The sequence below is a fragment of the Kribbella sp. NBC_00382 genome, from assembly GCF_036067295.1.
Lineage (GTDB): Bacteria > Actinomycetota > Actinomycetes > Propionibacteriales > Kribbellaceae > Kribbella.
On sequence record NZ_CP107954.1, the window covers coordinates 6,681,935 to 6,705,884 of the forward strand.

The window sequence follows — 23,950 nt, forward strand, 5'->3', positions numbered from 1 at the left end:
GCGGCTGGCCCGTGCCCAAGGCGGCGGGATCAGGGCGGTAGCCGGCTCAGCAGATCTGTCTCATAGGGTCTGGGGATGGGCCGCCGCCGTTATCCGCTGCTGGAGCATCCCGGGTACGTGCGCTTCTGGACCGCGGACGCAGTGTCCATGGCGGGCTCGGCGTTCACGGCGCTGGCCGTGCCGATCATCGCGAAGCTCACGCTGCAGGTCAGTACCACCGAGCTAGGAATTCTCCGCGCCGCGGCCTGGCTGCCGTACCCGCTCTTCGGGCTGCTCGTCGGGGTATACGTCGACCGGCATCGCCGCCGGCCGTTACTGATCGGGTCTGACTTCGCCCGGGCCGTTGTGCTCGGCATCCTTCCGCTCGCGGCCGCCCTCGATGCGCTGACCTATCCCCTGCTCGTCTGCGTCACGTTGGCGTTCGGCTCGCTGTCGATCGTGTACGACGCGGCGCACCAGTCGTTCCCGCCCGTACTGGTTCCGAAGCCACTGCTGACTGCGGCCTACGCCCGGCTGGAGCAGAGCGCCGCCGTCGCCCAAAGCGCCGGTACGCCGTTGGCCGGTGTGGTGATCGGCATCATCGGCGCGCCGCTCGCGATCCTGCTGGACGCGATCTCGTACCTCACCTCGGCCATCCTGCTCAGCACCGTCCGGACCCTCGAGCCCGAAGTTGCCCTAGGCAAGGATCAGCCACGCCATCTGCGCCGGGAGATCCGCGAGGGACTGAACTGGGTCTATCGCAATCCTGCCTTCGGCCCGGTCACTCTGACGTCGCACCTGTGGTTCATCGCACAGGGTCTGCTCACCACGGTCTACCTGGCCTACGTCCTCGGATTCGAGCACGGTGCCATCGTGCTCGGCATCACCTTGGGCTGCACCGGGCTGGGCTCGGTGCTCGGAGCGGGCGCCTCAGGCTGGTACGGGCGTCGTTTCGGCGTCGGGCCGGGCATCATCGCGTGCCGGTGGCTCAGCCCGATCGCCTACCTCACGGTCCCGCTGGCCGGTGACTCGATCGGCGGAATCGCGCTGTTGTGCGCCGGGCAGTTGCTGTTCGGCATCTCGCTCGGGCTCGACGGACCGATCGAGATGGCCTATCGCCAGTCGATCACGCCGTCCGGGCTGCTCGGCCGGATGAACGCGACCACGCGGTCACTGAACCGGGCGATGATCGTGGTCGGCGCGCCGCTCGGCGGCATCCTGGCCGACGGCTACGGCATCAAGTTCGCCCTGTGGGTCGGCGTCGCGCTGATGGTCGTCCAGGCGATCTGGCTACAACTCAGCAGCTTCCGCCACGCCCGCCTTCCAGACTGACAACGAGTCCCTCTTCGGCGGCGATGACCTCACCGTCGAAAGCCTGCGTGGCCTCGGCCAGCGAGATGGACCGGTCGGAGCCTGGCCAGAAATGCGTCAGCAGCAGCTTGCTCGCACCGGCTGCTGCCGTGGCTGCCTCGGTCGCAGTCATCACGTAGCGAGGAGTCGTGTCCGGCGATGGCCCTTGCAGGGTCGCGTCGCAGATGAAGAGGTCGGCGCCGGCGGCCAATGCGGCGGCTTCTGGGCCAGGGCCGCTGTCGCCGGTGTACGCGACTGTCAGCTCGGGGGTGCTCAGTCGGACGCCGAGATTGGTCACATAGTGCGGTAGGAGAGCGGTTTCCAGGCGGAACGGGCCGACGGTGGTGTCGGCCAGGTCGTGGACGTCGAAGACGGTGGCAGGGTCGGGGCGTGGTTCGAGTGCTCTAAAGACGTCGAGGACGCCGGGCGGAGAGTAGAGCGGGATCGGCGGGGCGTCGGGCGTCACGTAGTACCGGACGCGGGCGAGGGCGCTGACGTCGACGCAGTGGTCCGGGTGCTGGTGGGTGACGATCACCGCGTCGACGCCGCCATCAGGGCAGTACTTGAGCAACTGCGGCAACGCGGCGTAGCCGAGGTCGAGTACGAGCTTGAAGCCGTCGTACTCGAGCAGGAAACCCGCGCACGCGCGACCCGGCTCGGGCCACGCGCCGCAGGAACCGAGGACCGTCAGTGACCTCATCGAGTGGCGAAGGGCTGGTCCGAGGGGACGATCTCCTTGCCGAGTGGGAGCAGCGAGATCGGGATCAGCTTGAAGTTGGCCAGGCCGAGCGGGATGCCGATGATCGTCACGCACAGCGCGATGCCGCTGGCCAGGTGACCCAGCGCCAGCCACCAGCCGGCCACGATCACCCAGATGACATTGCCGAGCACCGAGCCGGCGCCCGCACTGCGCTTGTCCACGACGGTGCGGCCGAACGGCCAGAGGGCGTAACCGGCGATCCGGAAGGACGCGATGCCGAACGGGATGGTGACGATCAGGATGCAGCAGATCAGCCCGGCGACGACGTAGCCGACGGCCAGCCAGAAGCCGGCCAGCACCAGCCAGATCAGGTTCAGAAGCGTTCTCATGCCCTCCAGCCTGCCACCCGGCGGGTGTGCTCAAGGGTCAAACGGGCCACCAGTCCGGGATCATTCCGGGGCAACCAGTGGCCGCCCCTGACCACTTGCACGCTCAGGTTCGGGGCCCACCGCGCCACGTCGGTCTGCATCGGCGTCGTCACGAACGCATCCCCGTCCGGTGACACAGCTAGCACCGGTACGCCGGTACGCCGCTCCCGCGGACGCCACAGCCGCTGGAGCACGTTCGCCCGGTACAGGTTCAGCCCGTTGACGTAGTCCCCCAGAGAGCGCTCCCCCTCGCCAGGAGCCTTCCCGCCCGCGCTGGCCTGCAACTGTCCGAACACGCGATGCGCCCAGCCCTTCCGCCAGCCGCGCTCCGGTAGCCACGGGAGCTGGAAGTAGAAGACGTACCAGGAATGCAGGAGCTGCCTCAGCCCCTCGCGAGACCGCCAGCGACCCCGCATGAAGTAGCCCACATGATCCAGCGACGGTCCGGAGATCGACACGAACGAGACGATCCGTCCCTGCATCCGCTCGCTCGTCACGAAGTGCCACGACTGGATCGATCCCCAGTCGTGCGCAAGCAACTGCACCGGTTGCCCAGGCGACACCGCGTCGATCACTGCGGTGAAGTCCTCCTCGAGCCGCTCCAGCCGGTACGCCGCCCGCTGCCGCGGTTGGTCCGATTCCCCCGCGCCGCGGACGTCGTAGGTGATGACCCGAAAGTGCTCGGCCAGCCTGGTGGCGACCGGCTCCCAGAGCTTCGCGTTGTCCGGGTACCCGTGGACTGCGATCAGCGCGGGAGCGGTCGGCTCGCCGTACTCGTAGACGGCGAGCCGGGTGCCGTCGGCGCTTGTCACGTACCGCATGGGCTCAGTAGTCCTCGACGCTCAGGATCTCGAACTTGATGCCTGCAGCAACCAATCGCCGGCGGAGCGCCGGTCCCATCGCCGAGGCTGTGGTCACCTGGCCGGAGGTCTCCGGGAGCGAGTCGAAGGCCAGCGAGAGCGCGCACTCGCTCAGCATCTTGGCGGTCTCGTCATAGCCGGGATCCCCGCCGGACACCTCGGTGACGACACGTTTGCCGCCGCCCTCACCGATGAAACGGGCCTTGAACCACGACTTGGCGCGGCGTTCCTCGGTGGGTCCTTCGCCGGCCTTGATCCTGTTGAGGATGGCGTTGCGGGCCGGTGGGATCTGCGCGGCGACAGCGAGCAGACCGACGCCGGCGATGCCACCGGCAACCACCGGCAACTGCTTCACGGCGGCGAAGTGGGAGTACCGGAAGTCAGGTCCGTACTCGTCGAGCAGCGCCGCCGAGTTCGCCACGATCTGCGGGTCGACGGTCGGCAACGGGACGGCCCAGAAGCCTTGGCTGCGATGGATCTTGCCGGTCACGACTTTGACCGATCGATTCGTCGGACGCGGCTGGGCCCGGCGTCGGGCGCGGTGGGCATCGAGGTTCTGCTTGCCGCGCGAGAAGGCGGTGATCACGGTGTGCAGGGTGCCGCCCGATGGCTTGCCGCCGGCCCGGATCATGCCGTCGACCTTGATCGGGACGTTCTTCGGCAGCTGCTCGACGGTGTACTGGACACCCAGGTCGTACGGGATCGAGTCGAAGCCGCAGCAGTGGATGATCCGCGCGCCGGTCTCGATCGCCTTCGCGTTGTAGGCGACGTACATCCGGTCGACGAACTCGGGCTCGCCGGTGAGGTCGAGGTAGTCGGTGCCGACTTCCGCGCACGCGGCCACCAGCGGTTCGCCGTACCGGACGTAGGGGCCGACCGTGGTGACGACGATCCGGGCGGCCTCGGCGATCTCCCGGAGTGAGGCGGCATCGTCGACATCGGCGATGAGCAGGTCGACCTCGACGCCGAGCTTGGAGCGGATCGCCTCCAGCTTGGTGCGGTTGCGGCCGGCCAGGGCCCACTTCAACTCCGCCGGGGCGTTCTTGGCGAGGTACTGGGCGGTGAGCGCTCCGGTGAATCCGGTCGCGCCGAAGATGACGACGTCGTACTTGCGACTCATCGTTTGGTGGCCTTCTCGGTGTCCGCCTTGCCGCCCGCGCCCGACGCGCGGGAGGAGGCCGCGGCGCCACGGGCCTCGATGTCGGCCAGCGCCGCACGGTCGGCCTTCGGAACGTTGAACCTGGCGCCGAGTTCGATCACGTGCGGGAGTAGCGCGCGGAAGATCTTCAGCACGCTGATCCAGCCGGGCACATGGATCACGCGAGAGCGCTTCTTGATGCCTTGCTGGAACTTGTCGACGGCGAATTCGAGCGGGTACGTCTTGCTGATCAGCGGGACGCCGGTACGGACCTTGCCGAACACCGGGTGCTCGTCGACGCCGCGCACCATGTCGGTGTCGACGAAGGTCAGGTGGGCGACGCCGACGTCCACGCCGAGATGCTTCAGTTCGGACCGCAGGCTGTTGCCCATCGCCTCGACGCCGGCCTTGGCGACGTTATACGACGCGAGCCCAGGGATGTGGACGACGGCGGCCAGCGACGACACCAGCAGCAGGTAGCCCTTGCTCGCCAGCAGGTGCGGCAGGGTGAGGTGGACGGTCCGCCAGACGCCGTACAGGTCGACGTCGAGAACGCGCTCCCAGACGGCCGGGTCCATGCTCCGGGTGAAGCCCGGCGCCGCGATACCGGCGTTTGCGATGACAACGTCGATCCGGCCATAGCGCTCGACGATCGAGTCCACCGCCGTGCGCAGCGACTCGAGGTCGGTAACGTCGACCTCCCACCAGCCAGCGTCCGGACCGCAGTCCTCGGCGACCTTCTTCAGCTCGTCAGGCTCCAGGCCGACCAGCGCCAGCGTGTCTCCCTCACCCGCCAGTCGGCGCGCGACGGCCGCTCCGATCCCGCGTGACGCGCCGGTGATGAGCACAACCTTGCCAGCCATCGTGACCTCCGCCTGTTGAGTGGATACTCAACAGTAAGTGCTTGTTGACCGATTACTCAATACACTGGGCCCGTGAGCCAGACCTCGTCCGCCAGATTGCAGCCCGCGGAGCGCCGGACCCAGATCCTCGACGCCGCCCGCCGGGTCCTCGAGGCGGACCCGCACCGCGAGCTGAGCGTCGAGCTCGTCGCCGCCGAGGCGGGCGTCTCGCCTGCGCTGCTGTTTCACTACTTCGGCTCGAAGAAGAAGTTCCAGTACGCCGTGATCGAAGCGGCCGCCGCCGAGGTGATGTTGCGGACGGCTCCCGACCTCTCGCTCCCCCCGGCCGAGCAGCTCCGTAGCGGCATCCGGGCTTTCGTCCGGGCCGTACTCGAGGCGCCTCAGCTCTACCGCGCGACCCTATTGATGTCAGCAGCCGGCGACCCCGCAGTACGGGCCTTGCATTCGGAGCTCCGGCAGGTCTTCAGCCAATGGGTGATCAACGCCGTCGCTCAGCGCGGAATCACCGTCACCCCATCGGTCGAGCTCGCATGCCACGGCTGGCAGGGCTACGTCGAGCAGACTCTCCTGAGGTGGATCGACAACCCCACGGTCTCGCCCGACGAACTGGAGCACCTCTGCGAACGCTCCCTCGACGCCATCCTCGGCACTGCTACTTCTTGAGACCGACCAACGCCTGCAGAACCAGGTCGGCCAGGTGCCCGGTACTTTCGTTGCCGAGGGCATCGAGTAGGTGTTGGTCGGCGGCTCGGAGTACGGCCCGGCCTTTCTCCAGCAGCGCCTGGCCGGCCTCGGTGACCTGGAGGTCCGCTGTCCGGCCGCGGCCCGGCTCGGTGAGGAGTTCGACGGCGCCCACGTCCTGGAGCTGGCGAAGGGTGGACTGCATGCTCTGAGCGGTGATGCCGTCGCGACGGGCCAGCTCGCTGTAGGAGAGGCCGGGCTGGTGGGCGAGGTGGCCGAGCGCGGAGAAGTGGCGCATCGACAGGCCCTGCTCGCGGAGCTCGATCTCTGCCTGCTCGCGGAGCTGACGACCGAGCATCATCAGCAGCAACGCTGGGCTCATCGCGGCGCCGGCCGGTGGTCCCCCTGATGCTTCTGTCACCCAGCCATCATCGCAGGACTAGTTTCAGCCAGACTGATAGGTGAGTTACAGTCTGCCTGAAACTAACCCCCAGGAAGGTCGCGATGAACAAGTTCCTGCTCAGCGTGCACGTGCTCGCCGCCATCATCTTCGTCGGCCCGGTGACGGTCGCCGCCAGCATGTTCCCGCCGATCGCCCGCCGCGAACTGGCCGCCGAGCAGCCGCAGACCGCAGTACTGGGGGTGCTGCACCGGATCAGCAACATCTATGCGATCGGCGGGATCGCGGTGCCCGTCTTCGGGATCGCAGTCGGTGCCGGGCTCGGCGTACTGGGTGAGGTGTGGCTGATCATCTCGATGGCGTTGACCGCGGTGGCGGCCGGAGTGCTCGTGGTCGCAGTACTTCCGGTGCAGGCCGAGGTCATTGCCGCAGCGGATCGGGATCACGAGGCGCGGACCGCTCTGCTCCCCCGCGCGAGAAGGCTGTCGATGACGACGGGGATCTTCGGATTGCTATGGGCGACCGTCACCGTGCTGATGATCGTCCGGCCCGGCTCGACGACCGGGGTGTGACCAGCAGCTAAGGTGCCGGGGTGCTGAAGGTTGCGACGGTGAACGTGAACGGGATCAGGGCGGCGTACCGGCGAGGGATGGCCGGGTGGCTCGAGGAGACCGATCCGGATCTGTTGCTGCTGCAGGAAGTACGGGCGACTGATGAAGTACTGCGTGATCATCTGGGCGCGGACTGGCAGATTGCCCATGCCGAGCCGGCGTTGGAAGGGCACAAGGGGCGGGCGGGGGTCGCCGTCGCGAGCCGGCGGCCGATCAAGCAGGAGAACGCGGAGATCGGGCCCGAGCGGTTCAGCGGGAGTGGGCGCTGGGTCGAGGCTGATGTGGTCCTCGACGACGGTTCGACGTTGACCGCCATCAGCACCTACGTGTTCACCGGCGAGTTCGAGACGCCGCCGCGGCAGGCGGAGAAGTACGCCTTCCTCGACGCCTTCGCCGAGCGGTTGTCGGCACTGCGCGCCGACGGGCGGCACGTACTCGTCTGTGGTGACCTCAACATCGCCCACCGCGAGGTCGACCTGAAGGCGTGGAAGGCGAACCGGAAGAAGAGCGGCTTCCTGCCCGAGGAGCGGGCCTGGCTGGATCGTTTGTTCGAGGCCGACTGGGTCGACCTCGGCCGGCGGTTCGGCGGCGACGGACCGGGACCCTATTCCTGGTGGTCGTGGCGCGGAAAGGCCTTCGACAACGACGCCGGCTGGCGGATCGACTACCAGATCGCCTCCCCCGAACTGGCAGCCGCCGCGACGTCCTGTGTGATCCATCGGGCGCCGACCTATGCGGAGCGCTGGAGCGACCATGCGCCGGTCGTCGCGAGCTATCAGATCTGAGTTAGTCTCGCGGCATGTCCGAGTTGAAGCCGCCAGTAGCCGCCCGCAAACCGATCGAACGCACGCACCACGGAGACGTTTTCGTCGACGACTACGAGTGGCTGCGGGACAAGACGAACGACGAGGTGCTGGACTATCTGCGCGCCGAGAACAGCTACACCGAGGCCCGCACCGAGCACCTGGAATCGTTGCGTGAGGCAATCTTCTCGGAGATCTCGGACCGGACCCTGCAGACCGACCTGTCGGTACCGGCCCGCAGCGGCGGCTTCTGGTACTACGCCCGCACGATCGAGGGCAAGCAGTACGCGCTGAGCTGCCGGGTCAAGGCGGCCGGCGACGAGCCGCCCGCGACCGACGGCGAGATCCCCGGCGAAGAGGTGCTGCTGGACGGCAACGAGCTGGCCGGCGACTCGGAGTTCTTCTCGCTGGGAACGGTCGACGTCTCCCCCGACGGCCGGCTGCTCGCGTACTCGGTCGACCTGACCGGCGACGAGCGATTCACGATGCGGATCAAGGACCTCGACAGCGGCGAGCTGCTGCCGGACGAGCTGCCCGGTGTGCACTACGGCTCCGCCTGGTCCACCGACGGCTCGACGATCTTCTACACGAAGGTCGACGACGCATGGCGGCCGCACCAGGTCTGGCGGCACACCCTCGGCGCCTCCGAGGACGTGCTCGTGATGGAGGAGCCGGACGAGCGGTTCTGGGTCGGCGTCGACCTCACCCGCAATGAGCAGGCCATCATGATCTCCCTCGGCAGCAAGCTGACCAGCGAGGCGTGGCTTCTCGACGCTTCCGACCCGACCGGCGATCCGGTTGTGGTGGTGCCGCGCCGTGAGGGCGTCGAGTACGACGTCGAGCACGCGGGCGACCAGCTGCTGATCGTGCACAACGCCGACGCGTCCAACTTCTCGCTGGCCACCGCGCCCCTGGACTCTCCCGGCACCTGGACCACGCTGATCGAGGGCGACGAGTCGAGCCGGCTGCTCGGTGTCGACGCCTTCGCCGACCACGTCATCCTGTACCGCCGTCGCGACGCGCTGACCGAGCTGGCGATCATGCGGCGCGAGGGTGGGTCCTTCGGCGCACCCGAGGCCCTGACCTTCGACGAGCCGATCTACACGGTGTCGCCGGGGCGCAATGACGAGTGGCAGGACACGCGGTACCGGTTCGGCTACACGTCGCTGGTGACACCCGGTACGACGTACGACGTGGATGTGGCGACGGGTGAGCGGCGGACGCTGAAGCAGCAGCCTGTGCTCGGCGGGGTCGACCTGAGTGCCTATACGCAGTACCGGGAATGGGCGACCGCACCGGACGGCACCCGCGTGCCGGTCTCGATGGTGGCGCGCAAGGACGTGGCCAAGGACGGGAACGCGCCGATCGTGCTCTACGGCTACGGGTCGTACGAGAGCTCGATGGACCCGTGGTTCTCGATCCCGCGGCTGTCACTGCTGGACCGTGGTGTGGTGTTCGCGATCGCGCATGTCCGGGGTGGCGGTGAGCTCGGACGGCACTGGTACGACGACGGCAAGATGCTCACCAAGCGCAACACCTTCACCGACTTCATCGCGGCGGCCGAGCACCTCGTCAAGGAGGGCTGGACCAGGCCTGAGCGGATCGTCGCGCAGGGCGGATCGGCGGGCGGTCTGTTGATGGGCGCGGTCGCCAACCTGGCGCCGCAGGCCTTCGGCGGCATCGTGGCCGAGGTGCCGTTCGTGGACGCGCTGACCACGATCCTCGACCCGTCGCTGCCGCTGACCGTGATTGAGTGGGAGGAGTGGGGCAACCCGCTCGAGGACCCCGAGGTCTACAAGTACATGAAGTCGTACGCGCCGTACGAGAACGTGACGGCCCAGCAGTACCCGCGGATCCTCGCGATCACCAGCCTGAACGACACCCGCGTCTTCTTCGTCGAGCCGGCCAAGTGGGTGGCGAAGCTGCGCGCGACCGCCAGCGGCAAGGTCGATGTCCTGCTGAAGACCGAGATGGACGCCGGCCACGGCGGCCGTAGCGGCCGGTACGACGCCTGGCGCGAGGTCGCCTTCACCCTCGCCTGGGAACTCGACACCCTCGGCCTGGCCTGAGCCCTCGGGAAGACTGCCGGACCCTCCAGCGTTGTCAATCAGTGAGAGCAGACCAGATGCATGTGTCCTGTGACACATTCATCGGCCCCGAATGGCTGATTCAGCAGCCATTCGGGGCCGCTCAGTGAGAAACCTGAGAATTGTTCGCGGTGCCTTTTCGGGCCGGAAACCCCACGAATCAAGCCGAATGTGCGCGGACCGTGTGTGCGGCGCGCAGAACCGGGGCACTGAGCGTGCAGCAGGGGGCGGTTTCGGCCCCGCGAGGGTGCCGGGAAATCTCAGGGAACGTTCAGGCTGTTTACACACTCATCGTGGAATCTTGAACCTCACTCGAGCGTTGCTCTCCATGTAACGACGAAGGGAGTTTCGGTGGCTCGCATGGCTCGTGTCCGGTCCACGGACGACGGTATCGACGGTAAGGACAGCGTCGGTCTCTACCTGGAAGAGATCGCTCGCACTCCTTTGCTGACCGCGGAAGAAGAAGTCGAGCTCGCTGAAACGGTCGAGGCAGGTCTCCTCGCGGAGCAACTGCTGGCCGAGGGGCGGGTTGGACGCAAGAAGGGCGGAGCGCCCAAATTTGCGACGGAGGAAGAGCTCGAGTGGCTGGCCGAAGAGGGCCAGCGCGCACAGCAGCGGTTCGTGACCGCGAACCTCCGGTTGGTGGTCTCGATCGCCCGCCGCTACGGACGGTCCCAGATGCCGCTCCTGGACCTGGTCCAGGAAGGCAACACGGGCCTGATCCGCGCGGTGGAGAAGTTCGACTACCGCAAGGGATTCAAGTTCTCGACGTACGCGACCTGGTGGGTCCGGCAGGCGATCACCCGCGGTATCGCGCAGCAGGCCCGAGTGGTCCGGCTGCCGGTACACGTGGTGGAGCAGCTGAACCAGATCGGGTCGGCCCGGCGGACGCTGGAGCGCAAGCTCGGGCGTGAGCCGGAGATCGCCGAGATCGCCGAAGAGCTGGACCTGGACCCGGAGCGGGTGACCGACCTGATCCGGATCGGCCGGGACCACATCAGCCTGGACAACCCGATCGACGACGAGGGCGAGACCTCGCTGGGCGACCTGATCGCGGCCGAGACCGCGCCGGGCCCCGACCAGCTGGTCGCGGACGCGTCGGACCGGTCCGGCCTGTTCAGCCTGGTCGACCAGCTCGACCCCCGGTCGGCGGACGTGATCCGTCGGCGGTACGGGCTGCACGACGGCCGCCAGGCCAAGCTCGCCGACATCGGCGCGGTGCACGGCATCTCCGCCGAGCGCGTCCGCCAGATCGAACGCGAGGCCCTCGGGCGCCTGCGTCTCCTGGCAGACCCGACACTGGCCGCCTGACCCGCACCACCAACTCCCCCAAGGACCCCCGAGCCGCCACCGCGGCCCGGGGGTCCTTCACGTTCGGCCCGTGTTCCAGCCCGCGAGGTCACGCTGGTCTAGCGGGCGTTCCAGGTGTCGATCAGCGGGAGCAGGTCGGCGAGGTTCTGGATGGTGGCGTCGGGGACGCCTTCGGTGTGGCCGATCTGCTCGGTGGGGATCGCGCTGTGCGGGATGTGAGCGGCGCGCATGCCGACATTCTGCGCGCCCCAGACGTCGTCGAACAGCCTGTCGCCGACGTAGAGCGCCCGGGCCGGCTCCGCTACCTCAACGGCTTGGAGCGCGGCTTTGAACGCCTCTGGGTGCGGCTTGGAGTACGGGATCTCGCTGGTGTAGACGGCGCCGTCGAGCAGTTCGAGGACGCCGTCGCGGGCGAAGATGTCCTCGTGCCGCTGCCGCGACCAGATGGTGTTGGACAGCACGCCCAGCTTCAGGCCGCGATCGCGGAGTCCGCGCAAGGTGTCGATGGCGTCCGGCGCGAGCTCGGTGTGCGGGTGCCAGCGCCGGTCGTACTCGGCCAGGGCAACCGGGGTCATCGCCACGTCGGCCAGCAGGCAGACCTCTTCCAGCGTGCTGCTGAGGTGCTCGTCGCGGGATCGGCGCCAGATCGAGTTCTCGGCCTCGAGCAGCCGGGTGGCGAGGTCGTCGGCCCGTGCCTCGTCGATCAGGGCGGCCACCGACCGCCACACGTCGTACAGGTCGATGTCGTGCCAGGTGGCGAGGGTGCCGCCCCAGTCGAACAGGACGGCCTCGATCGGTTCAGTCTTCACGTTTGTCACGGCCGACACCTTGCCAGAGGGTGCCGACAGAACTCAGCTTGTTTTCTCGGCGCTGACCCGGGCGATGTTGTTCCGCTTGGCGAGCCAGAGGACGCCGGCCGCGTAGAAGGCGATGCACGGCAGGTCGAGAACGAAGACCGACCAGGGAGCGCCGCCCTGCTCGGACCAGTCGGACAGTTGGCCCAGCGCCGCGGGGATCATGAACGCGATCAGGTTGTTGACGGTATGCAGCGCGATGCCGGTCTCCAGTCCCCCGGTTCTGATCGTCAGCCAGCCGACGGTCATCGCGAACAGGAAGATGTCGGCCATCGCCCAGCCCGTGTAGCCGTGGCCGAAGACGAACGCGACGCTGCTCACGACGAGGGCCGGCCATGGGGAACGGAAGAGCCGCTTGAGGTTCCTGACGAAGGGCTTGCCGTCGGTGTTGTCCGGGCCGTAGGCACCGACCGCCTGGACCAGCCAGCCGCGGAAGACGAACTCCTCGGCCGCTGACTGGAACGGGACGAGGAACAGGATCACCAGGGCCGGTACTACGAACCGTCCCCAGCCGACCCAGGAGCCGTCGTCGGTCGTGTCGGGGCCGGTGTCGACGTTCGGGAAGAGGGCGTCGAAGGCGTTCCCCAGGATGATGTTGAGGACCAGGTAGCCGAGGCCGGGCAGGCAGCACAACGCCAGCCAGCGCCAGCGGATCTTCGTCAGCACCGAGGCGACGCTGAAGGCGGGCCGGCGCTGGATCCAGCGGGCGATCAGCAGGACGAGCGGGGTGAGGACGCCGAGCAGGACCAGGTTGATCGCGATGTCTTCGGTCGGGTTCTCGAAGAAGCTGTCCGCGCTGTCGCCGGCCGACGGGCTGGGCGAGATCAGATCCCAGACGCCGATGATGAGGATCGTCGTGAAGATCGCGAGCAACCCCAGCACGATCGTCCCGAGAACCGGCCGCCACCACCGGTGCAACGGAGTCCGCGCAAGCCGGTGAAACGGCGTACCGGCGGCAGCCGGCACGATCCGGGGCTCCTTAACCCCGAACTGGTACTGGCTATATGGCTGCGGCGGGTACTGCTGATACGCCCCCTGCCCGTACGGCGCGGGCGCACCGGGTTGCGGATAACCAGGCGCCGGCGCATACGGCGAAGCCCCCGGATACGGCGAACTACCCGGCGCAGGCCCGTACTGCGGCTGCTGGCCCGGGTACTGCGGGTAAGGCGGCTGCTGGCCGGGGTGCTGGGGTGCGCCCGGGTACTGCGGCGGCGGTGGCTGCTGCGGCGGTGCGCCGTAGGGCGGTGGTTGCTGCGGTGACCAGCCTGCTGGCGGCTGCCAGCCGCCTGGCTGCACCGGCGGCTGACCAGGAGCCTGCCAGGTCGTGGGGTTCTGATGTGGTTGGCCAGGAGCTTGCCAACCAGTTGTGTCCTGAGGCGGCCGCTCTGCCGGTGGCTGCGGAGTTGCAGCGGGGTCCTGGTCGGCATTTGCCGGTGGGGTGTCGGCAGAGGGGGTGTCCGCGGGGGGCGGGTCCTGGTGGGGATCCATGGGGAGACTCTATGAGATTGGGGGTAATGGAGGGGGCGGGCTGGCATGCTTCGGGGCATGGGTGTTGTGGGGGTGCGGGTTCGGGTGGGGTATGCGTTGGGGTCGGTGGCCACCGGGTCCTTCGGGACGGTACCGGGGTTGCTGCTGTTGCCTTATCTGACCGACACGTTGGGGATCGCGGCAGCGGCGGCCGGAGCGATCGTGTTGTTGCCCAAGGCGCTTGATGTGGTGCTCAATCCGGTGGCGGGGCGGATCTCGGACCGGCATCAGTCGCCGCAAGGACCGCGACGGCCGTTCCTGCTCAGGGGTGGGCTTTCGCTTGCTGCCTGCTTCGCGTTGCTGTTCGCAGTACCGGATCTGGATTCGAAGGTGTTCGACGCGGCGTGGGTGCTGCTCGCGTTCGTCGGGTGCGCGACGGCGTACGCGTTCTTCCAGGTGCCGTACATCGCGATGCCCGCCGAGATCACCGACGACTACACCGAACGCACCCGGATGATGAGCTGGCGCGTCGCCGTGCTGACCATCGCGATCCTGATCAGCGGCGGCAGCGCCCCCGCCATCCGCGACGCGATCGGCGGCCGCGACGGCTACCGCGTGATGGGCCTCACCGTCGCGCTTCTGCTCGCCATCGGCACCTTCGGCGCGTACTACGGAACGCGCGGCGCCCCGATCGGCACCACCCGCGAAACCACCGGCACCCTGCGCGAGCAACTCCGTGTTGTCGCGCAAGCCGCCGACTTCCGCTGGCTCCTCACCACCCTCGTCCTCCAGGCCCTGGCGATCGGCTCGATGCTCGCCGGCATCGACTACCTCGCCCGGTACGTCCTGCGCAACCCCGGCGCCGCCACCATCGGCTTCGTCTGCGTGGTCGGCCCGGCGCTGCTGGTCAGCCCGCTCTGGCTTGCCATAGGCAACAAATACGGCAAGAAGACCGGCTTCCTGCTCGCCTCCGCCGTGCTCGGCCTGGGAGCGATCGCCGTCATCCCCGCCCAGCATGTCCCGACCTGGTGCGTGTACCTCGCCACCGCGATCGTCGGAGTCGGCTTCACCGGAGTACAGGTGTTCCCGCTTGCCATGCTCCCCGATGTCACGGCAGTCGACGCGGCCCGCAGCGGCATCCGTCGGGCGGGCGTCTTCACCGGCATCTGGACGGCAGGCGAGACGCTCGGCCTCGCTCTCGGCCCAGGCCTGTACGCCTTGGTGCTGGCCGCCGGCGGCTACGTCTCGTCCACCAACCGCGACGCCGTCCAGCCCGGCTCGGCGCTGACGGCCATCGTGCTCGGAATGTCGGTGGTCCCTGCTTTGCTGATCGCCGTCAGCTTCTTCGCACTCAGGCGATACAAGCTGACCGCCGAAGAGGTTCTGGAGGCCCGATGACCGACGTACTGGCCCGGCTGCGCGCGTTGCAGCAAGGTGACCTGCCGACGCACGGCGGCAGCACGCTCGCGTATGTCTACGACTCGGGTCTGGCCGAGGCCGACGAGATCGGCCGCCAAGCACTCGCCTTGTACGGCGCGACGAACGGCCTCGACCCGACCGTCTTCCCCAGCCTTCGGACGTTGGAGAACGACCTGGTCGCTTGGGCGGCTCGCCTGTTGCAAGGCGACGAAGCAGTCGGCACGGTCACGTCGGGCGGCACCGAGTCGATCCTGCTCGCGGTGCAGACCGCGCGCGACGCGGCACCCGGGATCGCGCAACCGACCATGGTGTTGCCGTCCACCGCACATGCCGCGTTCCACAAGGCAGCGCACTACTTCGGGGTTCGCGCGATAACGGTCGACGTGGACGCGGCGACGTACAAGGCGGATCCGGACGCGATGGCTGCGGCTTGCGATGACACGACGGTGCTCGTGGTGGCTAGTGCGCCGTCGTACGCGCATGGTGTCGTCGATCCGATTCCCGAGATCGCTTCGGTGGCGAGTGCGCGCGGCATTCGGTTCCATGTGGATGCTTGCATCGGTGGCTGGGTGCTGCCTTATCTGCGGGCGGATGGCGTGGAGGTTGCGCCGTTCGACTTCGTAGTACCGGGGGTGACGAGTATTTCGGTGGATCTGCACAAGTACGCGTACACGCCGAAGGGTGCGTCGATCCTGTTGCATCGGACGCCTGGGCTGCGGCGTCCGCAGTACTTCGCGCACGCTGACTGGCCGGGCTACACGATGCTCAACTCGACGACCCAGTCGACCAAATCCGGCGCTCCGCTGGCCGCCGCGTGGGCCGTCGTCCAGCACATCGGCGACGACGGCTACCAACGCCTCGCTCGTACGTCGTACGACGCGACGCTCCGACTGGCCTCGGAAGCCGGCGCCATCGACGGGCTGACCGTGCTTGCTCAACCGGCGACGACCCTGGTTGCGTTGACGAGCGACGAGCGGGCTGACGTGTTCACGATCGCTGACGAGATGACCGCACGCGGTTGGTTCGTGCAGCCTCAGCTCAGCTTCCGCGACCAACCGGCGTCGCTGCATCTCTCGATGAGTGCGGCGACGGCGCCGCGGCTGGATGAACTGCTTGCCGCCCTCAAGCAGTCGGTCGACGCAGCCCGGCAGGCTGGTCCGGTGCAGGTCGCGCCCGAGTTGGCGGAGGCAGCTCGGGCGCTGGACCCAGCGCTACTCGACGATGCCGCCTTCGACGGGCTGCTGGAGATCGCCGGTCTGGGGACGGGCGAGACGCTGCCGGAGCGGATGGCACCGGTGAACGCGCTGCTCGACGTCGCTCCCCCACGCCTGCGCGAGGCACTCCTGATCGCCTTCCTCGACCGCCTGATGCGCCCTAGCTGACCGCTCCCCGGACCCGCCGATGCGACCCACTTGAGGGCTCTGCCCGAGCCTTGTTGCATGCTGGCTGGCGTCTGCCGAATCTTTGGAGGATGTGCTCGATGGTGACCGATCCGACGCCTGGGCCGACCGCGTCGACCCGTGCCCTGCCGCAGTCCGTGCTGACCCCGCTGACCGGATCGGCGATCTTCCTCGTGGTCAGGATCGAGGCCGGCGGCGAGGAGCAGGCCCGCGATCTGCTGGAACGCGTCACCGGACTCACCCGCGCGGTCGGCTTCCGCGTGCCGGCCGGCAACCTGTCCTGCGTCACCAGCATCGGGTCCGACGCGTGGGACCGGCTGTTCGGTGGCCCACGCCCGGCCAAGCTGCACCCGTTCATCGAGTTGGAGGGCGCCAAGCACAGGGCGGTCTCGACGCCTGGTGACCTGCTCTTCCACATCCGCGCCGCCCAGCTGGACATGTGCTTCGAGCTCGCCCAGCAGATCATGAAGGAGCTCGACGGCGCCGCGACGGTGGTCGACGAGGTGCACGGCTTCAAGTACTTCGAGATGCGCGACCTGCTCGGTTTCGTCGACGGCACCGAGAACCCCACCGGCACCGAGGCCGACGAGGCCGTCCTGGTCAGCGACGGAGACCCGGATTTCGCTGGCGGCAGTTACGTGATCGTGCAGAAGTACCTGCACGACATGAAGGCCTGGAACGCGCTCACGGTCGAGCAGCAAGAGCTGGTGATCGGCCGGACCAAGCTCGAGGACATCGAGCTGCACGACGACAAGAAGCCGACGAACTCGCACATCGCGCTCAACGTGATCGAGGACGAGGACGGCAACGAGCAGCAGATCCTGCGCGACAACATGCCGTTCGGCACGATCGGCAGCCAGGAGTTCGGCACCTACTTCATCGGCTACGCCAAGGACCCCGGCGTCACCGAGCTGATGCTGCGCCGGATGTTCCTCGGCGAGCCCGAGGGCAACTACGACCGCATCCTCGACTTCTCCACCGCGGTCACCGGCACGCTCTTCTTCACCCCGACGGCCGACTTCCTCGACGACCTGCCGCCCGCTCCCTGACGGCGGAGCCCCGCGTACCGGCGTACGCGGGGCTCGAATCGGTTATTCGCCGTAGGGCGGGAGGTCGTAGCCGGCCGGGGCGACCCAGTTGAACAGGATCGGCTCGTTGAAGGTCGCGGGGACCTTGCCGCGGTTCTGGATCACCGTCGAAGCCCCGTTCGCGTGGCCGATGGCGTACAGGTAGCCGGCGTCGCTGTCCTTGTCGATGGCAAGCAGCAGTGTGCCGTACTGCCCGCAGCGATGCGCCTGCAAGGACTCGAAGCCCTGCCAGGTCGAGGTGCGAAGGTTCTTCACCACTGGCTTCATCGCCGCAGTCGTCGGGATGTGGATCGTGTACAGCCCGCCGCTGCGAGTGTTGGCCAGAAGCGTGTCGTACGTCGGCGTCTGACTGATCAGGGTGAACGTCTTCACCGACGCGAAACCCGGGGCGACGCCGGTGCTGTGCCAGACGCCCTTGCCATCGATCGTCCAGCGATAAAGGTTGCCGTCGCCCCGCAACCCGTACTCCGTAGTCCGGGCGTGCCCGCGGCTGTCGTCGAACCGAGAGGTCTCGATGGCGGTGAACGCGCCCCAGCCGCCGCCGACCTTGGTGGTCTTGAAGCTGCCCGGCTCGACGTCGAAGGTCTCGTTGAGGACGAACCAGCTCACCGAGTACATCGCGTCGCCGAGCACCATCCAGCCGGACCGCGACGAGCCCTCCAGATAGTCGGCGTCGTAGGCCGCCGAGCCGGGGAGTCGCACCTGCCCCGGGCCGAACAGCTCAGGCGTCTCCGTCCGGTCGACCGTCGACGAGGGCGGCGTGGTCGCGAAGAAGTCCTGCACCTTGACCGAGCCGTTCGCCGTCAGCGCGCCGGCCAAGGTGCCGCATTGCTGCGCGGTCACATTCGGTGGAGCGGCCGGATTGGGTGAAGTCGCCGTGGCGTGCGCGACGCCGGTGGCCGGAAGGGCGAGAAGCACGGCTGCGAGAAGAGAACGTGTCCTCATCTGTGATCACTCTCCACTGAACTGATCGAGGTCCGGGATGTAGCCCCAGCGGAAGTATGTCGTCGGGTTGAAGGAGCCCGGCAACTTGCCGCGGTTCTGGATCGCCGTGGCAGTGCCATTGGCATGACCGACGGCGTAGAGGTAGGCCACTTCGCTGTCCCGGTTGATGCCGACCAGCAGGACGCCTTTGCCGCAGCCCTGTGCGATGAGCGTGTCGAAGCCTTGCCAGGTCGACTTCCGGACCACTTTCACGACCGGCTTCATCGGCAGCTTCGTCGGGATGTGGATCGTGTAGAGCGCGCCGCCGCGGGTGTTCGCGAGGAAGGTGTCGTACGTGCGGGTCTTGCTGATCAGCGCCATCGCCTTGACGGCCGAGAAACCGGCCGCCGTCCCGGCGGTGTGCCAAGCGCCCTTCGCGTCTACGGTCCAGCGGAAGAGCGTGCCGTCGTTGCGCAGCGCGTACTCGTTGGTGCGATCGAAGGAGGCGTCGACGTACTGCGATTCCTCGAATGTGTGGAACATCCCCCAGCCGCCGCCGATTCTCCGGTAGATCGGCCGACCGACGAGTTGCTGGTTCTGGTCGGTGTTGTACTGGCTCCGGTACATCCCGTCGCCAACGGCCACCCAGCCGTCGGCATGACCGCCGCTTGCCGCGCCCGGCTCGTACTGGAACCGGCTGCTCATCCACGGGCCGCCCTGCGTGTACACGTGCTCGGTGGTCCAGGTGGGCGTGATCGACGGCGGGACCGTTGCCCTGATCTCCTGGCGGATGTGCTCACCGAGCGCACCGCCCGACCCCAGGCTCAAGCTACAAGCGGCCGCGGGAGTGGCCGACCCCTCCGTGGCCGCTCCCGCCGCGCTCGTCACCCCCAGGCCGGCCATCAGCAGTGTCAGCCCCAGGACAGCGGAGGCGCCCCGAAGTCGCCTCTGCTCAACATTCACCATGGTCGCTCCCCTTGCTTGAACCGGTCTAGACCTGGACTCGTAGTCAACCTTGTACAGGGAGCTAGATGCAGGCGGCACGGCGAAAGTTGCGGCCGGAAATTGTCGGTGGCGTGGGTAAGACTGGACGCATGTTGCTCGCAGATGTGGTCGCCACCTCGACCTCGCTGAGTCAGACCAGGTCGCGCCGGGCGAAGGCGGACCTGATCGCGACCCTGCTCTCCACCGCGACCGAGGCGGTGGAGACCGAGATCGTCGTGACGTACCTGTCCGGCGAGCTGCGGCAACGGCGGACGGGCGTGGGTTGGCGGACCCTCGCTGACGCGCCGGCACCGGCCGCGGAGCCTTCGCTGACGATCGAGGAGGTCGACCAGGCCTTCGCCGAGCTGTCCGAGTTCGCCGGCGCGGGGTCGCAGGCGAGGCGGCGGGAGGCGGTCGATGCGCTGTTCGGGCGGGCGACCGAGGACGAGCAGCGATTCCTGCGGCTGCTGGTCAGTGGCGAGCTGCGACAAGGCGCGCTCGACGGGGTGATGGCCGATGCCGTCGGCAAGGCGACCGGGATCCCGCTGGAGAAGATCCGGGCGGCGACGATGTTGCGCGGGGCGGCGGCGCCGGTGGCGGTCGCGGTGCTGACCGAGGGTGAGGCGGGGCTCGACCAGTTCGGGCTCGAGGTCGGGCGCGGGGTGCAACCGATGCTCGCGCAGTCGGCGACGAGTATCGCCGAGGCGCTCGCCAAGACGGGGTCGCCGGCGGCGATCGAGTGGAAGCTGGACGGGATCCGGATCCAGGTGCACCGCGACGGATCGGACGTGGTGGTCTACACCCGCACGCTCGATGACATCACCAGCCGGGTGCCCGAGGTGGTCGGTGCCGTGCTCGAGCTCAAGGCCGACAAGATCGTGCTCGACGGTGAGCTGATCGCGCTGCGGCCGGACGGGCGGCCGGAAGCCTTCCAGGTCACGGGTTCCCGTACCGCGACGCGGGCGGCGACCGGGCCCGAGGCAGTGCCGCTCACGCCGTACTTCTTCGACATCCTGCACCTCGACGGCCACGACCTGCTCGGGCTCGACTCGACCGAGCGGCACGAGTGGCTGAGCCAGGTGGTGCCCGAGGAGCGGCGGATCCCGCGGTTCGTCACGGCCGACGCGGAGGCGGGTGAGGCGTTCTTCACGGATGCGGTGAAGCGCGGGCACGAAGGCGTGATGGTGAAGTCGTTGTCGGTGCCGTACGAGGCGGGCCGGCGTGGGTCCGGCTGGGTCAAGGTGAAGCAGACGCACACGCTCGACCTGCTCGTGCTCGCGGCGGAGTGGGGGCACGGCCGACGTACCGGCTGGTTGTCGAACCTGCATCTGGGCGCGCGGGACGAGGAGACCGGCGAGTTCGTGATGCTGGGCAAGACGTTCAAGGGGCTGACCGACGAGCTGCTGCGCTGGCAGACCGAGAAGTTCCAGGAGATCGAGGCGAGTCGCGACGACTACACGGTCTACCTGCGGCCGGAGATCGTGGTCGAGATCGCGTTCGACGGCGTCCAGACCTCGCCGCGGTATCCGGGCGGGATGGCGTTGCGCTTCGCCCGGGTGCTGCGTTATCGCGACGACAAGACCCCGGCCGAGGTGGACACTGTGCAGGCTGTTCGGGCGATCCACCAACCCAGCGAAGGACCCACCGATGACGAGTGACCCCATCGACCCCGACCTCGCGTCCCGCCGCCTGGCTCACGAGTCACTGGAGCAGGACGACCCGACCGGGTGGTTCGAGCGCCTGTACTCCGCTGCGTCGGAGGGTGCTGCCGTCGTCCCGTGGGATCGCGGTACTGCGCACCCGCTGCTGGTCGACTGGGTCGAGACCGCCGACCCCCATGGCGCCGGCCAGCGGGCGCTCGTCGTCGGCGCGGGTACCGGCTGGGATGCGGAGCTCGTCGCTGACCAGGGCTACGACACGACAGCCTTCGACATCTCGCCGACGGCTGTCGAGACCGCCGAGCAGAACCACCCGGACTCCAAGGCGACATACGAAGTGGCCGACCTCCTCGACCCGCCGCCGGAGTGGCACCGCGCCTTCGACCTGGTCGTCGAGATCTACACCGTCCAGGCCCTGCCGATCCCCCTCCAACCCGAGGCAACCGCCCACGTCGCCGACTTCGTCCGCCCCGGCGGCACCCTGGTCGTCATCGCAGCCGCCCGCGCCGACAACGCCCCCGACTCCTCCGTCGAAGGCCCGCCATGGCCCTTGACCCGAGCCGCCATCGACGCCTTCACCACCTCAGACCTCAAACTCATCCAACTAGACCGCAGCCCCAGCCCGAACGACCCCACTCTCTACCGGTGGCGAGCCGAGTACCTCCGCGACTAGCCGAAGGCTTTCCCAATAAACCGCTGGTAGTGCGGGTCCAGCACATCCGGGCCAGCCGCGGCGATCTCGCCTGCTGTCCACCATCGCGCTGCGCGGAACTCGGTGAGGTCGACGGTCATCGGCATGCCTCGCCACCCATGCAGCACAAACCAGAGGCTCACGTCGGTATGCCCGTGATCGATCCCCACCGTCTCGGTGACCGTCACGAAGGCCGGCGCTTTCGCCGGGTCGGCGAAGACTGCTGTGACCCCAAGCTCCTCCTGCACCTCTCGGGCTGCCGTGTCCGCAGGATGCTCGTCGACCTCGACATGGCCGCCCGGTGGCAACCATCGGCGGGCGTTGAGGTGATCGACCAGCAGACTGCTGCCGTCCTGCGGATCCGACAGGACCGCGTACGAAACGAGATGCATTCCTGGAGTCGCCGGCTTCTGCCGACGGAAGACATCGTCGGTGCCTTCCAGCCAGCGCAGAACCTGGTCGCGATGCTCCGACTCGAGAGCGTCGACGGGTTCGAGCTGGGTGACGAGTTGGTGGATGGTTCGGACCGACGCTTTCATGCGGCGGAGTGTTCCAGGCGAGGCCGACAGTTCAGGGACGATACGGGCGGAAGGTGTTTTGCAGGTCGGCGGTCCATTCGGTGGGGAGTTCCCAGGGGATGAAGTGGCCGCCGGCGGGGTGGGCTGTCAGGTTGACGTGGTTGTACCAAGGGGCTCGGTCGCTGTCGAGGAAGTGCTGGACCCGGCGGTCGGTGGTGATGCCGGGTGGGTTCTCGTGGGCGACGAAGGTGATGCCGGTGGGGGCTTCGATCGTGGGGTGGCGGTCGTGGGACGGCGTCCACGGGTAGCGGTTGTTGTTGGAGTAGGTGCGGATCGACGTACCGATCGCGTTGTTGACCCAGAAGATCATCGCGTGGGTGAGCAGGTCGTCCTTGCTGAAGACGGTCTCCAGGTCGCCGCCGTTGTCGCTCCAGCTGCGCCAGCGTTGCAGGATCCACGCGAGCATCCCGGCCGGCGAGTCGGACAGACCGTACGAGAGGGAGCTCGGGTCGAGAACGTGCACCGCGAGATGGGTCGCGAACCGCTTCTCCAGCTCGACGATGCGCGCATGAACCTCGGGTGGCAAGCCTTCGGGGATCGGCTTGCCACCGCTCAGGTCCCAGCCGCGGTCACCGCTGAAGAGGTCGAGCTTCAGCCCCGAGCCGATGTGGATCGCGTACAGCTCATCGGCGTACTTGTGGCCCAGTTGCCCCGTCACCAACGCACCGACATCGCACCCGGCCGCCGCGTACTTCGAGTAGCCAAGCGTCCCCGTCATGAGTTCATGCCAGAGGTCGGCCACCTTCCAGAAGTTCATGTCCGGGTTGTCCGGCAACGGCGTCGAGAACCCAAAGCCGGGGAACGAGGGCACGATCACGTCGAACGCATCCGCCGGATCACCGCCGTACGCCGCCGGATCGGCCAGCGGCTCGATCACCTTCGACCAGTGCCAGAAGGTCCACGGCCAGCCATGCGTGAGGATCAACGGCACCGGGTTCGGCCCGATGCCAGGCTTGCGCAGGAAATGCACCGGTACGCCATCGACCTCGACGCGGTAGTGCTCATAGGCGTTGATCGCCGCCTCGGCCTTCCGCCAGTCGTACTCAGTACGCCAGTACTCGACCAGCTCCTGCAGATAGTCGCGGCGCACCCCGTAGTACCAGTCCTCGTTGCCGACATCGGCCGGCCAACGGGTCAGCGCCAGTCGCTGGCGAAGATCGTCGAGTACCTCATCCGGGACGTGGATCGGCGTTGCTTCCAAGGGAAAGTCGTTCATTCCTCACCCGATGCTCGATGGATTTCGACCAGGCGCGTCAGCGCGGGCAGCGCGGCCTGGATCTTGGACCGTTCGGCAGGCGTGAGCTGCTCGGCGAGCTCGGTCAACCGGACCATCCGCTCCTCCTGACGGCCGCGTACGACCGCCGCTCCCGCCGCGGTGATGTGCACGAGAACCGCCCGCCCGTCCGACGGATCCGCGCGCCGCTCGACCAGCCCGTCCCGCTCGAGCTTGGTCACGATCTGCGTCACCGCCGGCTGCGTGACCTGCTCACTCGCGGTCAACTCGCTGAGCCGCTGAGGCCCGACGGTGGCCAACGTGTGCAGGACGGACAGCGTCGTGAAGCTCAGCCGCTGGATGGCGGGCAACCGGATGTTCATCCGGGTGAACTCCCCCATCACCTCGACCAGCTCACCGATACTCAGCTCTTGTCTCACGCGGCAACTGTATAAGAATCTTA

Annotated in this window: 23 protein-coding genes and 1 pseudogene; 11 read left to right on the forward strand and 13 right to left on the reverse strand. The window is 67.9% G+C overall.

The features are described from left to right. Positions 1–75: 75 nt before the first annotated feature. On the forward strand, positions 76–1,311 hold the full coding sequence (locus OHA70_RS31720; protein ID WP_328323840.1) for an MFS transporter: 1,236 nt from the start codon (positions 76–78) through the stop codon (positions 1,309–1,311). On the opposite strand, the gene OHA70_RS31725 is transcribed toward OHA70_RS31720, so the two are convergent. The 5 genes and pseudogenes from OHA70_RS31725 to OHA70_RS31745 form a co-directional block, all read right to left on the reverse strand. Continuing rightward, a complete protein-coding gene (locus OHA70_RS31725) occupies positions 1,277–2,029 on the reverse strand; it encodes an MBL fold metallo-hydrolase (RefSeq protein ID WP_328323842.1) in 753 nt (250 codons plus the stop codon). The genes OHA70_RS31720 and OHA70_RS31725 overlap by 35 nt on opposite strands. Continuing rightward, complete coding sequence (locus OHA70_RS31730) at positions 2,026–2,418, reverse strand: YccF domain-containing protein (protein WP_328323844.1); 393 nt, start codon at positions 2,416–2,418, stop codon at positions 2,026–2,028. The genes OHA70_RS31725 and OHA70_RS31730 overlap by 4 nt, the downstream gene beginning before the upstream one ends. Further along, positions 2,415–3,278 (reverse strand): alpha/beta fold hydrolase, encoded by an 864-nt coding sequence (locus tag OHA70_RS31735; RefSeq protein ID WP_328323846.1) that lies wholly within the window; start codon positions 3,276–3,278, stop codon positions 2,415–2,417. The genes OHA70_RS31730 and OHA70_RS31735 overlap by 4 nt, the downstream gene beginning before the upstream one ends. 4 nt (positions 3,279–3,282) lie before the next feature. After that, complete coding sequence (locus OHA70_RS31740) at positions 3,283–4,437, reverse strand: saccharopine dehydrogenase family protein (RefSeq protein WP_328323849.1); 1,155 nt, start codon at positions 4,435–4,437, stop codon at positions 3,283–3,285. Further along, a pseudogene (locus tag OHA70_RS31745) lies at positions 4,434–5,321 on the reverse strand (SDR family oxidoreductase); the annotation flags it as partial. The pseudogene OHA70_RS31745 and the gene OHA70_RS31740, both read right to left, overlap by 4 nt. A gap of 69 nt (positions 5,322–5,390) precedes the next feature. On the opposite strand from OHA70_RS31745, the gene OHA70_RS31750 reads away from it, so the two are divergent. Further along, positions 5,391–5,981, forward strand: coding sequence for a TetR/AcrR family transcriptional regulator (locus OHA70_RS31750; protein ID WP_328323851.1), 591 nt, complete (start codon positions 5,391–5,393; stop codon positions 5,979–5,981). Here OHA70_RS31750 and OHA70_RS31755 read toward each other — a convergent pair. Beyond that, entirely contained in the window at positions 5,971–6,420 is a 450-nt protein-coding gene (locus OHA70_RS31755) for a MarR family winged helix-turn-helix transcriptional regulator (protein ID WP_328323853.1), read from the reverse strand. The genes OHA70_RS31750 and OHA70_RS31755 overlap by 11 nt on opposite strands. A gap of 83 nt (positions 6,421–6,503) precedes the next feature. Here OHA70_RS31755 and OHA70_RS31760 point away from each other — a divergent pair, with 83 nt between their 5' ends. The 4 genes from OHA70_RS31760 (at position 6,504) to OHA70_RS31775 (ending at position 11,211) form a co-directional block, all read left to right on the forward strand. Further along, on the forward strand, positions 6,504–6,971 hold the full coding sequence (locus OHA70_RS31760) for a DUF2269 family protein (RefSeq protein ID WP_328323855.1): 468 nt from the start codon (positions 6,504–6,506) through the stop codon (positions 6,969–6,971). Between the two features lie 20 nt (positions 6,972–6,991). Further along, positions 6,992–7,795 carry an exodeoxyribonuclease III gene (locus OHA70_RS31765; RefSeq protein ID WP_328323858.1) on the forward strand — a complete coding sequence of 268 codons (804 nt, stop codon included), beginning with the start codon at positions 6,992–6,994 and terminating at the stop codon, positions 7,793–7,795. Between the two features lie 14 nt (positions 7,796–7,809). Beyond that, entirely contained in the window at positions 7,810–9,882 is a 2,073-nt protein-coding gene (locus tag OHA70_RS31770; protein WP_328323860.1) for a S9 family peptidase, read from the forward strand. Between the two features lie 369 nt (positions 9,883–10,251). Further along, complete coding sequence (locus OHA70_RS31775) at positions 10,252–11,211, forward strand: sigma-70 family RNA polymerase sigma factor (RefSeq protein WP_328323862.1); 960 nt, start codon at positions 10,252–10,254, stop codon at positions 11,209–11,211. A gap of 98 nt (positions 11,212–11,309) precedes the next feature. Here the strand turns inward: OHA70_RS31775 and OHA70_RS31780 are convergent, their stop codons facing one another. Continuing rightward, complete coding sequence (locus OHA70_RS31780) at positions 11,310–12,029, reverse strand: HAD family hydrolase (RefSeq protein ID WP_328323864.1); 720 nt, start codon at positions 12,027–12,029, stop codon at positions 11,310–11,312. A 33-nt stretch (positions 12,030–12,062) separates the two neighbouring features. After that, positions 12,063–13,553, reverse strand: a complete 1,491-nt coding sequence (locus OHA70_RS31785) for a CPBP family glutamic-type intramembrane protease (protein ID WP_328323867.1) — start codon at positions 13,551–13,553, stop codon at positions 12,063–12,065. 57 nt (positions 13,554–13,610) lie between these two features. On the opposite strand from OHA70_RS31785, the gene OHA70_RS31790 reads away from it, so the two are divergent. The 3 genes from OHA70_RS31790 to OHA70_RS31800 all read left to right on the forward strand — a co-directional run bounded on the left by OHA70_RS31790 (position 13,611) and on the right by OHA70_RS31800 (position 17,400). Further along, on the forward strand, positions 13,611–14,930 hold the full coding sequence (locus OHA70_RS31790) for an MFS transporter (RefSeq protein ID WP_328323869.1): 1,320 nt from the start codon (positions 13,611–13,613) through the stop codon (positions 14,928–14,930). Continuing rightward, a complete protein-coding gene (locus OHA70_RS31795; protein ID WP_328323871.1) occupies positions 14,927–16,333 on the forward strand; it encodes a pyridoxal phosphate-dependent decarboxylase family protein in 1,407 nt (468 codons plus the stop codon). Before OHA70_RS31790 ends, OHA70_RS31795 begins: the two co-directional genes overlap by 4 nt. 98 nt (positions 16,334–16,431) lie before the next feature. Beyond that, positions 16,432–17,400, forward strand: coding sequence for a Dyp-type peroxidase (locus OHA70_RS31800; protein ID WP_328323873.1), 969 nt, complete (start codon positions 16,432–16,434; stop codon positions 17,398–17,400). Positions 17,401–17,442: 42 nt separating this feature from the next. Here the strand turns inward: OHA70_RS31800 and OHA70_RS31805 are convergent, their stop codons facing one another. Both OHA70_RS31805 and OHA70_RS31810 read right to left on the reverse strand, forming a co-directional pair. Next, positions 17,443–18,384: a hypothetical protein gene (locus OHA70_RS31805; protein WP_328323875.1), complete on the reverse strand. Its 942-nt coding sequence runs from the start codon at positions 18,382–18,384 to the stop codon at positions 17,443–17,445. Between the two features lie 6 nt (positions 18,385–18,390). Beyond that, complete coding sequence (locus OHA70_RS31810; RefSeq protein ID WP_328323877.1) at positions 18,391–19,329, reverse strand: hypothetical protein; 939 nt, start codon at positions 19,327–19,329, stop codon at positions 18,391–18,393. A gap of 128 nt (positions 19,330–19,457) precedes the next feature. Here OHA70_RS31810 and OHA70_RS31815 point away from each other — a divergent pair, with 128 nt between their 5' ends. Then, positions 19,458–21,005 (forward strand): ATP-dependent DNA ligase, encoded by a 1,548-nt coding sequence (locus OHA70_RS31815; RefSeq protein ID WP_328323879.1) that lies wholly within the window; start codon positions 19,458–19,460, stop codon positions 21,003–21,005. Further along, positions 20,995–21,678: a class I SAM-dependent methyltransferase gene (locus OHA70_RS31820; RefSeq protein WP_328323882.1), complete on the forward strand. Its 684-nt coding sequence runs from the start codon at positions 20,995–20,997 to the stop codon at positions 21,676–21,678. The genes OHA70_RS31815 and OHA70_RS31820 overlap by 11 nt, the downstream gene beginning before the upstream one ends. Here OHA70_RS31820 and OHA70_RS31825 read toward each other — a convergent pair. From OHA70_RS31825 to OHA70_RS31835, 3 genes are read right to left on the reverse strand one after another with little or no spacing between them, the layout of a single operon-like run. After that, entirely contained in the window at positions 21,675–22,235 is a 561-nt protein-coding gene (locus tag OHA70_RS31825; RefSeq protein WP_328323884.1) for an NUDIX hydrolase, read from the reverse strand. The two genes, OHA70_RS31820 and OHA70_RS31825, sit on opposite strands and share 4 nt — an antisense overlap. Before the next feature lie 31 nt (positions 22,236–22,266). Next, a complete protein-coding gene (locus OHA70_RS31830) occupies positions 22,267–23,490 on the reverse strand; it encodes an epoxide hydrolase family protein (protein WP_328323886.1) in 1,224 nt (407 codons plus the stop codon). Further along, positions 23,487–23,927 (reverse strand): MarR family transcriptional regulator, encoded by a 441-nt coding sequence (locus OHA70_RS31835; RefSeq protein ID WP_328323888.1) that lies wholly within the window; start codon positions 23,925–23,927, stop codon positions 23,487–23,489. Before OHA70_RS31835 ends, OHA70_RS31830 begins: the two co-directional genes overlap by 4 nt. Positions 23,928–23,950 lie beyond the last annotated feature (23 nt).

Bases quoted from the DNA above. Each gene is read 5' to 3' on its own strand.
- OHA70_RS31720 (WP_328323840.1), top strand. From the start codon at position 76: ATGGGCCGCCGCCGTTATCCGCTGCTGGAGCATCCCGGGTACGTGCGC.
- OHA70_RS31725 (WP_328323842.1), bottom strand. From the start codon at position 2,029: ATGAGGTCACTGACGGTCCTCGGTTCCTGCGGCGCGTGGCCCGAGCCG.
- OHA70_RS31730 (WP_328323844.1), bottom strand. From the start codon at position 2,418: ATGAGAACGCTTCTGAACCTGATCTGGCTGGTGCTGGCCGGCTTCTGG.
- OHA70_RS31735 (WP_328323846.1), bottom strand. From the start codon at position 3,278: ATGCGGTACGTGACAAGCGCCGACGGCACCCGGCTCGCCGTCTACGAG.
- OHA70_RS31740 (WP_328323849.1), bottom strand. From the start codon at position 4,437: ATGAGTCGCAAGTACGACGTCGTCATCTTCGGCGCGACCGGATTCACC.
- OHA70_RS31760 (WP_328323855.1), top strand. From the start codon at position 6,504: ATGAACAAGTTCCTGCTCAGCGTGCACGTGCTCGCCGCCATCATCTTC.
- OHA70_RS31770 (WP_328323860.1), top strand. From the start codon at position 7,810: ATGTCCGAGTTGAAGCCGCCAGTAGCCGCCCGCAAACCGATCGAACGC.
- OHA70_RS31785 (WP_328323867.1), bottom strand. From the start codon at position 13,553: ATGGATCCCCACCAGGACCCGCCCCCCGCGGACACCCCCTCTGCCGAC.
- OHA70_RS31790 (WP_328323869.1), top strand. From the start codon at position 13,611: ATGGGTGTTGTGGGGGTGCGGGTTCGGGTGGGGTATGCGTTGGGGTCG.
- OHA70_RS31795 (WP_328323871.1), top strand. From the start codon at position 14,927: ATGACCGACGTACTGGCCCGGCTGCGCGCGTTGCAGCAAGGTGACCTG.
- OHA70_RS31800 (WP_328323873.1), top strand. From the start codon at position 16,432: ATGGTGACCGATCCGACGCCTGGGCCGACCGCGTCGACCCGTGCCCTG.
- OHA70_RS31805 (WP_328323875.1), bottom strand. From the start codon at position 18,384: ATGAGGACACGTTCTCTTCTCGCAGCCGTGCTTCTCGCCCTTCCGGCC.
- OHA70_RS31810 (WP_328323877.1), bottom strand. From the start codon at position 19,329: ATGGTGAATGTTGAGCAGAGGCGACTTCGGGGCGCCTCCGCTGTCCTG.
- OHA70_RS31815 (WP_328323879.1), top strand. From the start codon at position 19,458: ATGTTGCTCGCAGATGTGGTCGCCACCTCGACCTCGCTGAGTCAGACC.
- OHA70_RS31820 (WP_328323882.1), top strand. From the start codon at position 20,995: ATGACGAGTGACCCCATCGACCCCGACCTCGCGTCCCGCCGCCTGGCT.
- OHA70_RS31825 (WP_328323884.1), bottom strand. From the start codon at position 22,235: ATGAAAGCGTCGGTCCGAACCATCCACCAACTCGTCACCCAGCTCGAA.
- OHA70_RS31830 (WP_328323886.1), bottom strand. From the start codon at position 23,490: ATGAACGACTTTCCCTTGGAAGCAACGCCGATCCACGTCCCGGATGAG.